This window comes from Desulfitobacterium hafniense DCB-2 (assembly GCF_000021925.1).
Lineage (GTDB): Bacteria > Bacillota > Desulfitobacteriia > Desulfitobacteriales > Desulfitobacteriaceae > Desulfitobacterium > Desulfitobacterium hafniense.
The window spans coordinates 64,229-77,991 of sequence record NC_011830.1 but is presented as its reverse complement, the minus strand read 5'-3'; the positions used below and the strand labels follow the sequence as shown (position 1 = coordinate 77,991).

Annotated in this window: 14 protein-coding genes; 2 read left to right on the top strand and 12 right to left on the bottom strand. The window is 49.1% G+C overall.

All coding sequences use genetic code 11. The features are described from left to right. Window positions 1-87 precede the first annotated feature (87 nt). On the top strand, window positions 88-1,659 hold the full coding sequence (locus tag DHAF_RS00405) for a methylenetetrahydrofolate reductase C-terminal domain-containing protein (RefSeq protein ID WP_015942559.1): 1,572 nt from the start codon (window positions 88-90) through the stop codon (window positions 1,657-1,659). An 81-nt stretch (window positions 1,660-1,740) separates the two neighbouring features. Here the strand turns inward: DHAF_RS00405 and DHAF_RS00400 are convergent, their stop codons facing one another. The 11 genes from DHAF_RS00400 to DHAF_RS26650 all read right to left on the bottom strand — a co-directional run bounded on the left by DHAF_RS00400 (window position 1,741) and on the right by DHAF_RS26650 (window position 11,916). Further along, on the bottom strand, window positions 1,741-2,142 hold the full coding sequence (locus tag DHAF_RS00400; protein ID WP_005814985.1) for a hypothetical protein: 402 nt from the start codon (window positions 2,140-2,142) through the stop codon (window positions 1,741-1,743). Between the two features lie 74 nt (window positions 2,143-2,216). After that, on the bottom strand, window positions 2,217-2,564 hold the full coding sequence (locus tag DHAF_RS00395; protein ID WP_005814987.1) for a hypothetical protein: 348 nt from the start codon (window positions 2,562-2,564) through the stop codon (window positions 2,217-2,219). A gap of 115 nt (window positions 2,565-2,679) precedes the next feature. Beyond that, window positions 2,680-3,516 (bottom strand): 16S rRNA (adenine(1518)-N(6)/adenine(1519)-N(6))-dimethyltransferase RsmA, encoded by an 837-nt coding sequence (gene rsmA, locus DHAF_RS00390; RefSeq protein ID WP_005814989.1) that lies wholly within the window; start codon window positions 3,514-3,516, stop codon window positions 2,680-2,682. Beyond that, entirely contained in the window at window positions 3,479-4,087 is a 609-nt protein-coding gene (gene rnmV / locus DHAF_RS00385; RefSeq protein WP_005814991.1) for a ribonuclease M5, read from the bottom strand. Before rnmV ends, rsmA begins: the two co-directional genes overlap by 38 nt. A 144-nt stretch (window positions 4,088-4,231) precedes the next feature. Beyond that, the gene (locus tag DHAF_RS00380; RefSeq protein ID WP_005814992.1) at window positions 4,232-5,386 is read right to left on the bottom strand and encodes a glycosyl hydrolase family 18 protein; all 1,155 of its coding nucleotides are present in this window, start codon (window positions 5,384-5,386) and stop codon (window positions 4,232-4,234) included. Window positions 5,387-5,607: 221 nt separating this feature from the next. Further along, complete coding sequence (locus DHAF_RS00375; protein ID WP_011458906.1) at window positions 5,608-6,324, bottom strand: N-acetylmuramoyl-L-alanine amidase family protein; 717 nt, start codon at window positions 6,322-6,324, stop codon at window positions 5,608-5,610. A gap of 211 nt (window positions 6,325-6,535) precedes the next feature. Next, window positions 6,536-7,705, bottom strand: coding sequence for a 3D domain-containing protein (locus DHAF_RS00370; protein ID WP_005814996.1), 1,170 nt, complete (start codon window positions 7,703-7,705; stop codon window positions 6,536-6,538). Window positions 7,706-7,798: 93 nt separating this feature from the next. After that, window positions 7,799-8,647, bottom strand: coding sequence for a G5 and 3D domain-containing protein (locus tag DHAF_RS00365; protein WP_015942557.1), 849 nt, complete (start codon window positions 8,645-8,647; stop codon window positions 7,799-7,801). A gap of 217 nt (window positions 8,648-8,864) precedes the next feature. After that, window positions 8,865-9,626, bottom strand: coding sequence for a TatD family hydrolase (locus tag DHAF_RS00360; protein WP_005815002.1), 762 nt, complete (start codon window positions 9,624-9,626; stop codon window positions 8,865-8,867). Beyond that, the gene (gene metG, locus DHAF_RS00355) at window positions 9,623-11,566 is read right to left on the bottom strand and encodes a methionine--tRNA ligase (protein ID WP_015942556.1); all 1,944 of its coding nucleotides are present in this window, start codon (window positions 11,564-11,566) and stop codon (window positions 9,623-9,625) included. The genes DHAF_RS00360 and metG overlap by 4 nt, the downstream gene beginning before the upstream one ends. A gap of 131 nt (window positions 11,567-11,697) precedes the next feature. After that, complete coding sequence (locus DHAF_RS26650; RefSeq protein ID WP_015942555.1) at window positions 11,698-11,916, bottom strand: hypothetical protein; 219 nt, start codon at window positions 11,914-11,916, stop codon at window positions 11,698-11,700. Window positions 11,917-12,500: 584 nt separating this feature from the next. On the opposite strand from DHAF_RS26650, the gene DHAF_RS00345 reads away from it, so the two are divergent. Continuing rightward, a complete protein-coding gene (locus DHAF_RS00345; protein ID WP_005815009.1) occupies window positions 12,501-12,770 on the top strand; it encodes an AbrB/MazE/SpoVT family DNA-binding domain-containing protein in 270 nt (89 codons plus the stop codon). Between the two features lie 132 nt (window positions 12,771-12,902). Here DHAF_RS00345 and rsmI read toward each other — a convergent pair whose 3' ends face one another. Further along, entirely contained in the window at window positions 12,903-13,763 is an 861-nt protein-coding gene (gene rsmI / locus DHAF_RS00340) for a 16S rRNA (cytidine(1402)-2'-O)-methyltransferase (RefSeq protein ID WP_005815011.1), read from the bottom strand.

Sequence of the window (13,763 nt, the reverse complement as noted above, 5' to 3'; positions counted from 1 at the left end):
TGTGAGGAAGGAGGCAATACGGAATCCCGGAGACTAAATCCAATAGATAAGGTGGAAAAAACATTTAGAGAAGGGAAAGGGATAGAAATGGAGAACCGTTTTAAACAGTCTTTGTTGGACCCTAATACCCTCTCCGTCACTTGGGAGCTGGTCCCAGGGAGAGGAGCACGTGAAAAAGCTCAAGAAAGTGCATTGCTTGCTGCAGAGCAGGCAGCTAAAGGCGGCAAGGTTCATGCCCTGACCATTACCGATAACCCCGGCGGCAACCCTGCTATTCTCGCCGATTATCTTGGTCAGGAGATTCTTAAGCTGGGGATAGAACCCCTTGTCCATTTCACCTGTAAGGATAAAAACCGCAATCAAATGGAAAGCCAGCTTTATGCCCTTGATCGGGCCGAAGTCCGCAGCCTTTTGGTCATGACCGGGGATTATACGGTCTCCGGCTTTAAAGGCCGGCCCAAACCGGTTTTTGACCTTGATCCCACCCATACCTTAGAACTTATCGCCCAGATGAATGAGGGACTTGGCATCCCAGGCCCTAAAGGCATGTCTTATCATCAGCCCAGTGATTTCTTTGCCGGTGCCGCCGTTTCTCCTTTTAAAGGCACCGAAGCCGAGCAAATGGTCCAGTATTATAAACTGAAGAAAAAGGTGACCAGCGGAGCTCAGTTTATTGTCACTCAGCTTGGCTATGATGCACGAAAAATCCATGAAGTTCTCCAGTTCATGAAGCTTAATGACCTTAATGTTCCTCTTGTGGGCAATATCTATATTCTCCCCTTCGGTGCAGCCAAGATTATGAACCAGAATCAACTGCCGGGCTGTGTGGTCACGGATAAGCTCCTGGCTGAAATCGATAAGGAGAGAACCGCTGAAGATAAAGGAGTAAGCGCCCGCTTGTTGAGAGCCGCCAAGATGTATGCTCTCATGAAAGGGATGGGCTTTGCCGGTGTTCATATCGGCGGTCATAATATCAAGTATGAGCAAGTGGAGTATGTGATCGAAAAGGGCGAGGAGCTCAGCAAAGACTGGCTGGCCCTGGTACCTGAGTTTGATTATCCTATGCCCAATGGATTCTATTATTATGAAAAAGATCCCAAAACCGGCCTGAATACCACCACACCCGTCAATCGGAAGAACCTGCCCCTGGATGCCCCTGTAGGAGTGGCTTACAGCGGGATGCGCCTGATGCACAGCATGCTCTTCACCCCCGGCAAAAACTTCTTCCCTGTCATGCGCAAGATTTATAAAGGGCGCAAGGATAACCGCAAGCACGGCTTGGAGCATCTGGCTAAAGTCATCACCAACGACTGTAAAGACTGCGGAGACTGCGCCATGTTTGAACTGGCTTATCTCTGTCCCATGTCCCAATGTCCCAAGAATCAAAGAAACGGGGCCTGCGGCGGCAGCTATCAGGGCTGGTGTGAGGTTTATCCCAACCAGAAGCAATGTATTTATGTCAGAGCCTATGCCCGCCTGAAAAAATACGATGAAGAAGGGGATCTGGATTCCCATCATATCCCTCCCGCCAATTGGGATTTGTACCAAACTTCCTCATGGTCTAATTTCTTCTTAGGGCGGGATCACTCCGGAAAGATTTTAGGCATCCCTACACCTGAAGAAGAGGCTAAAGCCAAAGGTGCCGATCCGGCTAAGTAAGCAGGAGGCATCTAAACACAAAACAGAACTTAGTAATAAAGCAGCAAATCCTTAGCGGTTTGCTGCTTTTTGTATAACATATTATTTTATAAGTTTATCAACTTTTTCTTTCTGAGCTGCCAGACGATTATCAAAGTGCTTGATATCGGTCCAGACATGGCCAAGATCACGCTTAATATCTTTTACGTCTCTCTTGAGATTGCCCACATCATACTGCAGAATACTCAGATCACTTTCCATTCTTTCCTGGCTATCCTTGATTGCCTGCACTTCAGACTTTAAGCCCTGTACATCAGACTTTAAACCCTGTACATCAGACTTTAAACCCTGTACTTCACCTTTTAAACCTTGCATTTCACCTGTTAGGCCCTGCACTTCACCCTTCAAACCCTGCAAATCCTGTATTTCATCTTTTACGCCCTGCACTTCAGAAGTTAAGCCTTGCAACTGGGTCAGAATTTGTCTTAATAATTCTTCTTCCATAGCCGCACCCTCCTTCGTCTCTATTCTATCATAGCGAGTACAGAGATGAATAGACGGAATTCTTGCTCCCCTGGCTATTCTTTGCTGCCTCCAAAACAAGTAAGGCCAACACTGATGAATAACAAGGTCATTAATAAAGCCAGGATATTTCCCACTCCCTCAATGAAGGTAAATACCGTGCCAATGCCGGAGATAACTCCCAGCATTAAACAAAGAGCCGCAAAGTACTTTCCGGCCTTGGTCCCTGAGGCATATTTTAATTGAGGATGTATGTTGCCGCCGAGATAATGTCCCGGATCGTATTGATACCGTTGCCATTCTTCCAAGTCATTCAGATATTCGGATGGATGCCGGTGTTGTACTTTCTTTATTGTTCTGCTCTTTTTCTCCCTACCAGGACGGTAATTATATTTTTTAACCATCTTTTCCTCCCTACAGGGTCGCAATGAAAACAGCCACGACTGTTAAGCTATCCACTCTGATAGACTCCCCATGTCATGGCTGTTCTTCTTTTGCCACTTATTGAGTTCTGGTACTTCAGTCTAAATTTTTCATAACAGCTTCCGTCACCGCTTGAAACTCATCTATGCTTAAAGTTTCCGCTCTTCTCTGTTCATCCACACCGGCTGCGGCCAGAATCTCCCCGATCTGCTGCTTAGGGAGACCAAGTCCTCCGGCCAAGGAATTCCCTAAGGTTTTGCGCCTTTGACTAAAGGCGGCTTTAACCACCCGGAAGAAGTCCTTTTCCTTTACCCTGAATCCCGGATAAGAGCGCAGCTCAAAGCGCACCACGGCTGAAGTGACTTTAGGCGCCGGCCAAAAGGCCTGAGGCGGTACTTCAAAGAGTTTCTCCCCTTGGGCTGAGACCTGGGCCGCTATGGAAAGAATCCCATAATCCTTGCCGCCGGGTTTGGCGACCAAACGATCCGCCACTTCTTTTTGGACCATGACCACCATACTGGCGAGGGAGTCCTTCTGCTCCAAAAAATGCATCAACAGGGGGCTGGTAATGTAATAAGGGAGATTTCCCACCAGCACACCTTTTCCTGTGCCCCAGATATCCTTCAAATCCAGCTTTAGGGCATCCATATTGAGAATATCTACGGGCAGCCCCTGGAGCTCTCTCTGCAATAGATTCACTTTCCCCCGGTCCAGCTCTACCGCCCACACTTTTTGCGCTTTTTGGGCCAAGACCCGGGTCAGGACTCCCAATCCCGGTCCAATCTCGACGACGGGGATTTCCGGGTCTTTAATACTGGCGGCTGCGATAGCCTCGATGACCCGGTCATCCATCAAAAAATTCTGTCCTAAGGATTTGTGGGCTTTGGCACCGCCCTTAAGGATGCGCCGGGTATAATTCGCTGCGTTCTCCATGAATAGCCTCCCTAACCGCCTTATTGAACTCCTCGTGGGTGATGCCAAACCGATTTAAGCGCCGCAAAAATTGCTTGGCGTTAGCATCCCCGATACCTAAGATCTTTCCCACTGCCAGGCGTCGTTCTGCCGAATGACTCAATCCCGCCAGCCCTGCTTCCAGCAAATCCTTCATTGTGAATGAGGTTCCTGCAGTTGGGTATTCATTGTTCTTTGGTTCGGAATAAAGTGTATCCGTCCTGATCTTTTGGAACGCCTTTTGAATGTCTTCAGGACTGGCATTTTCTACACCAATATCATCATCCTTGGGAGAGCGGGCATCCTTTTTGGACAAATAAACATGCTTGGCTTCCGGCACCTGCCGCCGGATCCGTTCCCGGATTTGTTCCCCTACGGAATCCGGATCTGTCAATACGATCACACCGCAGCGCTTGGCTGCCTCAGCAATGTAAGCTAATTTTTCCTGGGTTAACCCATAACCCTCTGTCCACAGTATATCCACATTTCCTAAAGCTCTGCGCACCGCATGAGCATCATTTTTACCTTCCACCACGATTAACTCTTCAATCATCTTTGCCAACAATTCCTCCCTTATCTTTTCTATCTTAACCTACCTGCACTGATTTCACAAATAAGCACACTGCAAAAAAGTAAGGAGCAGAAGAGATTTCTCCTGCTCCTTACCGTGTGTCTTCTTTCAGATCAGCCTGATTGGTTATTTCTTATTTTTATTGGTTCCGTAAGTCTTGACCAAGCTGTCCCAGATGGAGGGATCTTCCATCCCCAATCTCCAGATAGCTACGCCATGAAGCTTATGCTCCCGGGCATATTCCATCTTGGGCTGCAGGCTTTGCTTGTTTTCAAAGTATACTTCATGACGGACACCATTGGCTGTGTAGGTATACCAGGGAACTTTATGCTCTTCATCATAGCCAACTTCCACCCCATGTTTTTTGGCACGGGCCATGCTTTGCTCATAAGAGAGATAGTCGGGCATGGTGGGCTTGTTGGAACCCCAGTCAAAGGAGTAGACAGGAAGTCCTAAGACGATTTTTTCCCTGGGGATTTTGGTCACTGCATAGGAGATGACTTTATTGACCCAGGCGTGGGAGGATATGGGTCCATGGGTGGTTCCCAGTCCATGCTCGTCATAGGTCATCAGCACGATTTGGTCGGCATTTTTACCGATGGAAGCATAATCATAAGCCCCGGACCAAAGGTCGGATGGGTAATCGATAAACTTAGCCGGAATGGAGACGTTGAGCACCTTGTCTTTAGCCTTTAAGGCACCGTGAAGCTCACCTAAGAAGGCTGTGAAGTTGTTGCGGTCAGCGGGTGGTGTCTTTTCAATATCAATGGCCACACCATCCCATTTCTCATTGATAACCAGTTGCACAATATTGTTGATAAACTTAGAGCGGGTCTGAGGATTGGCGAACACACTGTGGGCCAGGTTGGCATCGAAGAGGCCGCCGCGCATATTATGAATTAAAGCGTAGGCTTTAGCTCCATTCTTTTGCGCTGCTTCTTTAATGCTGAGATCTTTTTTCCCTGTGGTGAGAATTTTTCCATTGGCATCAAAACTATACCAGAAGAAGGAAACCTCATCCATCAATTTGATGTTCTTCATCATTGATTCCTTGGAGCCGGGGATCTCTCCTTCAGGGTCCGTATAGAAACCCATGACCACCCGTTTCTCTTCCCCTAGAACATCCTGACGAGTCTCTGCCTCAGCTTTTGGAGGTTCGCCGCTTTCCGTGGCGATCTGATTCGGTGCTTGGGTGTTTTGCTGCTGCGCTGTATTACACCCAACCAAGCTAAAACTCAATACCAAAACAGCTATTAAATTTAAAGTCAGAAACCGCTTCATTCTGAGATCAACTCCTTCATCTTGATTCGGTCACTGACTTTATTGTCCCCTCTTCAATTGTCCTTATGTATAAGTATTGCCGGAATCCCAATCCACTATTTTACATTAGGAAGGGATCCCTTTAGAAATCAACAAAAATCGCTGAAGATTTCTTTTCTTTTATTTTTCCCGGCAAGGAGCCGACTATCCAAGCGTATCAATATCCGAGAAAATTTGTAAACTTAAGGCAAACCGAAATAATTGGCTACACCTTTAGCCACAGCCTGAGCCAACTGATCCTGATACCAGGACTGCCGCAGCCTGGCAAATTCTTTGGGATTGCTGATATAGCCCAGCTCGACAATGACCGCAGGCATAGGAGCATTTTTGATAAGATAAAAATCCCCCGGCTTGGCAATCCTGCGATTCATTCCCGGAACTTTGATAAGCTCCTGCTGAATCGTTTCTGCTAATCGTTTCCCCTCTTCGGAATCAAAATAATAGAAGGTTTCGGCACCGGTATTTCGTCCCGAGGGTGTTGCATTCAGATGCAAGCTGATCAGAGTATCGGCCTCCGCTTCGGCAGCTAAGGAGATTCGATGGTTAAGATCGGCCTGCTTCTTGGACTGCCTGCCCCGAACCCCTTCCGGGACATAATCAATATCCTCTTCCCGGGTCAGAATAACCTCGATACCGGCAGGCTCCAGCAGCTCCTTCACCCGCTTGGCCATTTCCAGATTGATTTCTTTTTCATAAACGCCCTGCTTCGTGATCGCCCCCGGATCATAACCGCCATGACCTGCATCGACCACAACCTTATACTTTGTTTCGAGAGGTCCCAGAACTGCCGCCGAACCTTGATAGAATACGGAAAGAACTAATCCAAACATCACGGTCAGGACGATTATGATCGCCATTCCCTGAGTCTGTCTGCCAGGAATTACTATGGGTCTTCGCAATCCGCTCCCCCCTTGATTTTCTTTGCCACTGCCAGCCGGTTTCCTTTAGATAATATGATGCTGGATATAGAAAAATGAGGCCCTTCGACTTTATTTCGAAGAACCTCATGGTTTGATTGCTTATATCTTAATCTCGAAAGTTGTGTAGGTCACTTTCATATTTGTTTTCCTTAATTATTGAATGGTTTATGAACTGCCTGTCAAGCTTCCCTTATTTCACATAAACCACTACGGAACGAACCCCCCAAGACCAGCAGGACTCTTCCGTATTCATATATAAATCAACCCGGTTTCCTTTAATCGCACCCCCGGTGTCCAGTGCGACTGCCTCACCATATCCATCCACATAAACTTCTGTTCCTAAAGGAATCACTCGCGGATCTACGGCAATAACTCCGTAGCGAACGTTATGTCCTGTTGCTGTCCTTCCGCCGCCCGAATAGGCGGAAGCCCTCATCAAATAAGCGCGTTTAAATTCAATGGTTTTGCCACCACGGGAAATGGTGGTCTGCGATCCTCGTGAAACCACTTGATTCACAGGAGCCCGTAAAACCTCCTGCTGCAAAACCTCTCGTGCGACTTCGATCCCATCTTCCATGGTGATCTTCACCGTCTGCTCATGCTGGCCGTTTACCCCTTTTGTCACAACCTTATCCGGCAATCCTATTGGAAAATCTGCCGGCTGAGCAACCGTCTGATAGGGAATCTCGTTGGTCATGGTCTCGATTTTTTCCTCTACCCGAACCACTTGAATCTCGTCTTCAGCTTCTATCATGTGCTTCATTGGTAGAGATACCTTATCCTTCTCGTTTAAAACAATGTCAAGCTTCTCCAAAGCTTCTTCTACTGTGCGCGGGGCTAAATAAGTATCAATTTCTTTCCCATCGACTTTGACCTTAACAGGAACTGCCCGCCGAACCTCAAGTTTAGCATCGGCTACCAGGACAGCCTCTCGATGGAGATTAACCTCATCCGTTACCTTGAGATCCAATCCCAAACGATTTGATAAATCAACCAGGGCCTCACCCACAGTGGGCGCAGGGGTCCGAGCCGGATACGTTTCCCCGTCCACTGTCAACTCCACAGGGAGGCTACGCGTAATCTTAATCTCTAATCCTTTCGCGATATCCGTCTCGCGATTCGGTTCTACGATATCCTCGGGGTAAATACCAAGCCTTGAGTGTTCAAGAGCTGCACCGACGGTTGAGTAGAGGGTTGTGAGGCTCTGTTTTCCTCCATCAATCTCAACGGTGACCGTCTTGGCTTTTAACAAAAATACTGATGCTACGATGAATGCCACAGTCAGTAATGTAACGGAGATTTGGGCTTTACGGGAGCTACGAACTAGGGAAAAGACCGAAGTTCGTGTCTTCTCTAACATCTCATCCCTCCATAATTTAACTCTGACCTACCCCATTATTTTAACCAAATCTCCCTCATCTGTCAAAGCTTTTTGGTTATATTTTCCATTTTCTTATTTATTATCCAGAATATGGATGACTACCGGCCTTCTTCCCCATTGAATGCAGCGCTGTAAACTGGGAAAAAAGACATCGATAATATTCCCTTTAATCGCCCCCCCTGTATCGGCAGCTATGGCATGCCCATAGCCTTCCACATAAACCTCAGTTCCTAAAGGGATCACCCGCGGATCCACCGCAATCAACCCTTCCCGGGGCCAGACTCCCGTCGCCGTCGGGTTGCCTGTATAGGTATAGGCCGTAGCCTCCACTTCGAAGGTCTTAAGGACAGTGTATTGGCTGAGATCCACATCACTCCGCTCCACAGGCCTGGTATTCTGGATCACCACCCTCTTCTTGGGGGCATTGAGGAAAAATTGATTGACGATCTGTTCATCGCTGAGCTCTCCCCCTATGGTGGTCCTGCGGATGACCTGGCGCTCTATCCCTACCTGGCCCTCCTCCTGAACCTGGCTCGTGCCGGGAAGCACACGGTCCGACTCTATATACTCCGTATTGATGGGAACTTCCACATCTTCGATGCGATAGGTCATGGCTATCTGGCCAATTTCCACCCCACCCCCCTCGGCAGTCCCTATCCCCTCCGTCAAAGGAAGCTCTGTTCCCTCCGGATTCAGGAGAGTTTCCTCCCTCCCCAAAGCTTGGCTGCCGGGAGCAGAAGCTGGGCTTTGGCTGTTCCTTTCAAATACAGGCAGGGTTAGTTCCATTCTTTTGGGAAAGGCATCCGCCGGAGCATAAAGCAATGTGCTTCCTGCCAATACCAAGGTTCCACCCATGGTCAGACTACGGTTTTTCGCTAAGCGCCAATAATCCGTATAGGTAGCTATAGGTAATGAATACATACTATTCCCCCCTGCTAAACGTTATGTAAGCAAGGGAAAAAAAAGAACTTCTCTTGTCCTTCCCGGCTGAAGTCATGGAGCTTTTCACCCATTCATACAAGGCAAAGCCGGTGGGTTTCAACTTAAAAAACATAAAGAAAGCACAAATCCCGGAGACATTCCCCCAGGATTTGTGCCATGATATCCGGCCTATGCCGGCTTATGCTTTGCTTTGATCTTACAGCCCAAATAACCTATTCCCATTCTCAAAAGCCAGCCTCGCCGCTTCCTCAACCTCCAGACCCCGGATGGTCGCGAACCGCTCCACCACCTGCCGCACATAAGCCGGCTCATTGCGCTTGCCGCGGTAAGGCTCCGGAGTAAGATAGGGAGAATCCGTCTCCACCAGGAAACGGTCCAGAGGAACTTTCTCAGCCACCTCCACCGTATGCCGGGCATTTTTAAAGGTAAGGGGTCCGGCAAAGGAGATATAAAACCCTAAGTTAAGGATGAGCTTAGCCATTTCCCAGGATCCCGAATAGCAGTGGAACACCCCGCCTTTTTTCGGAGTATGGGCCTTCACGATCTCTAAAAGATCCTGATGGGCATCCCGATTGTGGATAATGATGGGGAGTCCTGCTTGATCCGCCAACTCAATCTGGCGGATAAACACCTCCTGCTGAATTTTGCGGGGAGAGAGATCCCGATAATAATCCAGCCCGATTTCTCCCCAGGCGATCACCTTATCTTCCCGGGCCAGTTGGGTCAAACTCTCCCAGGTTTCCTCGGCTGCTCCTTGGGCATCATGGGGATGAACCCCTACGGCGGCATAAACGGCGTCATACTGGTGGGCCAAACGAACCGAGCGTTCTGAGGAAGGCAGGTCATAGCCTACATTGGTGACCCTGGTAATGTGAGCCCGGGCCATATTGTCCAGAACCCCCTGGAAATCCCCTTGATAGCGGGGATCATCCAGATGGGCGTGTGTATCCCAGATCATTTGACTCGTGCTCCTGCCGGAAGTTCCTTATCCAGGACCAGGACTTCCAGAACTCCTTCATGAGAAGCCGCCAGGATCATCCCTTCCGAAGTGATTCCCCGCAATTTTGCCGGCTTTAGGTTGGCGACGATGACCACATGCTTGCCCACTAAATCCTCCGGTGCATAATGCTGGGCAATTCCCGAGACGATGGTGCGGGGTTTGCCGGCCACCTCAATTTCCAGTTTTAAAAGTTTATCGGTTTTCTCCACTTTTTCCGCGTGGAGAACCTTGGCCACCCGCAGATCGATTTTGGCGAAATCATCGATGCTGATTTCTTCCTTAATCGGCTCAAATTCCACTTTATTTTCTTCAACTGTTGGAGTTTCCTTGATTTCGTTCACAGATGCTTTCTCCTCTTCAACACTGAATTGTGCCAGATCAATACGGGGGAACAGCGCTTCTCCCCGCTGCACTTGGATTCCTTCTCCCAGAACAGCCCACTCTTTGGCAGCTTCCCAGGCGAGCAGCTCATCACTGATGCCGCATTGCCGGAACATCTTCCCGGTAAGCTTAGGCATAAAGGGGGCGCAAAGGATACCCAGAATGCGGATAGCCTCAGCAAAGGTATGGAGTACCGTGTCCAGACGAGCCTGCTGCCCCTCTTGCTTGGCCAGGGTCCAGGGAGCAGTCTCATCCACATATTTATTCATGCGGGAGACCAGACGCCAAAGGTTTTCCAGAGCCCCTGCCGGATCATGAGCTTCCAGCCGCTCTTCCACTTTGGCAACGACCTCCTGCCCTAAGGCCCTGAGCTCTGCTTCAAGTTCTGTGGGTTCGGCGGCCTTGGGTATCACACCGCCCCGATATTTGACGATCATCGCCAGACTGCGGGACACGAAGTTCCCCAAGTCATTGGCCAAGTCACTGTTTAACCGTTCCACCAAGGAGTCTTCCGAATAAGCCCCGTCGGTTCCCACCTGCATTTCCCTGAGCAGGAAGTAACGAATGGCATCGGAGCCATAACGGCGGATCAACTCAAAGGAATCCTGAACATTGCCCCGGGACTTGGAAATCTTGCCCCCTTCTTTGCTGAGGTACCAGCCATGGCCGTAGACCACTTTAGGCAGGGGAACATCCAAAGCCATTAAAATAATCGGCCAAATCACGGCATGGAAGCGGACAATGTCCTTGCCCATCAGATGAACTTCCGCCGGCCAATAGCGTTGATACAACTCCCCGTCGGGATAGCCCAAAGCAGAAATATAGTTAATCAGGGCATCCAGCCAGACATAGACCACATGCTTGGGATTAAAAGGAACCTGGATTCCCCATTGGAAGGTGGTGCGGGAAACACAGAGATCCTCCAAGCCCCCCTCGATAAACTTAATCATTTCATTGCGGCGGGAAGCAGGCTGAATAAAGTCCGGATGATCCTTGATATGGCGTAAAAGTGCATCCTGATATTTAGAAAGCTTGAAAAAGTAGCTTTCTTCCTTCAGCAATTCCACATCCCGTCCACAATCCGGATTGGGACATTTGCCATCCATGAGCTTATTTTCCGTCCAGAAGGTTTCACAGGGCGTGCAATACCAGCCTTCATACTCTGATTTATAAATATCCCCTTGCTCATAGAGCTTGGTAAAAATCTTTTTGACCACCTCATGGTGACGTTCTTCTGTGGTGCGGATAAAGTCATCATAGGAGATATCCAGTTCCTCCCACAAGGCTTTGAACCGTTCCACCACCCCGTCCACATAAGCTAAAGGCTCCATGCCCTGGCTTTCAGCCGTGCGCACAATCTTCTGGGCGTTCTCATCGGTACCGGTCAGAAAGTACACATCATGGCCTTTCAGCCGGTGATAGCGGGCAAAGGCATCGGCAGCTACCGTAGTGTAAGCCGTCCCAATGTGGGGGCTGGCATTGGGGTAAAAAATCGGTGTCGTAATATAGTATTTCAATGTTAACCTTCCTCTCTTTCAGGAGGGGGCCGCTGCGGTCAGCATTGCTTGCGGCTTGTCCTGGTTATTAATAGTATCATCCGGGAGGGGGTCCTGCAAACGGGGCTGGGTAAAAAGTTTCTGTGCAGGGTCTATTCTGGGCCGAAAGTTAGCTCTCCAGGATTTTGATTTACACCGGTCGCTCCATAAGCTACGCGGACAAAACTACCGCTCAAGCCCTCCGCTCCGTCGGGTCCACCTGCGCCGCCAAGTATTTCTCTGTAGCGCGGCGGCTTGGGCGAAACCCTCGTCCGGGTTTCGTGGCCAAATCGCTCCTGCTCAATGGCCGGTTGGAAACGTCCTGTTTCCAACCCGACTCCGCTGCAGGCTTTTCGCGAAGTTTTGTTCCCGCTCGCTTAAATTCGCTTCCCTGCTGTAAATCAAAATCCTTGGGCTGCTTTTCGGGTTTGAGAAGGCAGGCGTTGTGGGAAATATCGGGAAGCAGCTTGATCCGAGCCGCTTTTCCGGCCTTACCGACGCCGCTTAAGCGGCATGGTCGGCTCCCCTCATGAAAGTCTCTGTAGATGAGCCCCAAAGAAAAACTGAAAGAGAAGCCCGCAAGACGTGGCTTTGCGCACAAAAGCGTACGGATTTAGCGGAGGGGCGGTCGGGTGAACAAAGCTTTCTTAACCTAGCGTAGCCACTGGTTCACATCAGGTATTACCCAGAGGTTTGGCGGAGCTGTTAAGAAAGCGGGTGAACCAGCCCCGGAGCTATGGAGTACGCGTTGTGCGTAAAGCCACGCGACCCGGACGACACTTTTTCATTAGCATGAGAAATATTCCTGAAAAAAATTCCATTTTTCTTACAAAAAACCGTTGACTTTAAATGGTACCATTGGTATCATAAGGGTGTTACATTGTGTCGAAAGATGTAGTTTAGAGGAGGACTCGTGATGAAATCAACTGGTATAGTGAGAAAAGTCGACGAACTGGGTCGGGTGGTATTACCTATCGAATTGCGCAGAACCCTGGGAATCGATGAAAAAGACGCTCTGGAAATTTATGTAGACCAAGAAAAGATCATTCTCAAAAAATATGAACCTGCTTGTGTATTTTGTAATAACGCTACAGATGTTCAAATTTTCCGTGGAAAAAACGTCTGCCGTGAATGCGCCACTGCCATGGGCGAAGCTGCATCAGGCAATCAGCCCGAAGCTGTTTAATTTCACCCTAAGGCCAAAAGAAGCAACCTCATTAGAAATTATAATTCTACATAATAGAAGGCGTAAAGCCTTCTTTCTCTTTTTAGGCAGATTTTTTTATATTTCTTGGAAGCATCTTGCCATTGTCTCTCTTTAATTCTTTTTTTGAGAGAGAACCGCTTGATAAACCTCACGCTTGCTCACTCCGTATTTTTGAGCAACTACTTTCATAGCATCATTGGGTTTCATCCCTTGCTCAGTAAGCTCCTGCACTTCCTGACGCCATTCCTTTTCCCCTCCTGTCGGCGGGACGGGGATATAAGGGGAAGTCAGGACACAGATTTCCCCGCGGGGGGCAGTGTCTTTAAATTCATGGATAAGGGTGCTCAACGTCCCCTTATGGACGCTTTGATGAAGCTTGGTAATCTCCCGGACCACCGCCGTCTCCCGCTCTCCGAAAACTTCCCACAAGTCCTCTAAGGTGGCCACTAAGCGGTGGGGCGCCTCATAGAAAATCTGGGTAAAAGGCAGCTGGGCATAATTCTGCAATTCTTTCTTACGGGCACCGGATTGGGATGGCAAAAAGCCATGAAATAAAAAATGATCATTGGGCATCCCGGAAAGCAGCAAAGCCGTCAGTCCGGCATTGGCTCCCGGCAAGACATCCAAGGGTATGCCTTTTTCCAGGCATAGCTGAATCACTTCCTGACCCGGATCCGATATCCCCGGCATTCCCGCATCGGAGATTAAAGCGATGGCTTCCCCCTGCTCCAATCTTCTGACCAGTTCCAGGGCTTTCCCTTTTTCGTTATGTTCATGATAACTGGTCAGGGGCGTGGCAATGCCAAAGTGATCCAGGAGCTTGCGGGAATGACGGGTATCCTCCGCCGCGATGAGATCCACACCCTTAAGCACTTCCAAGGCCCTCAAGGTGATATCCCCCAGATTGCCGATGGGTGTCCCGCAGATATAGAGGGTACCCCTCTGAACCGTAGCCAAAAGAACCGCTCCCAT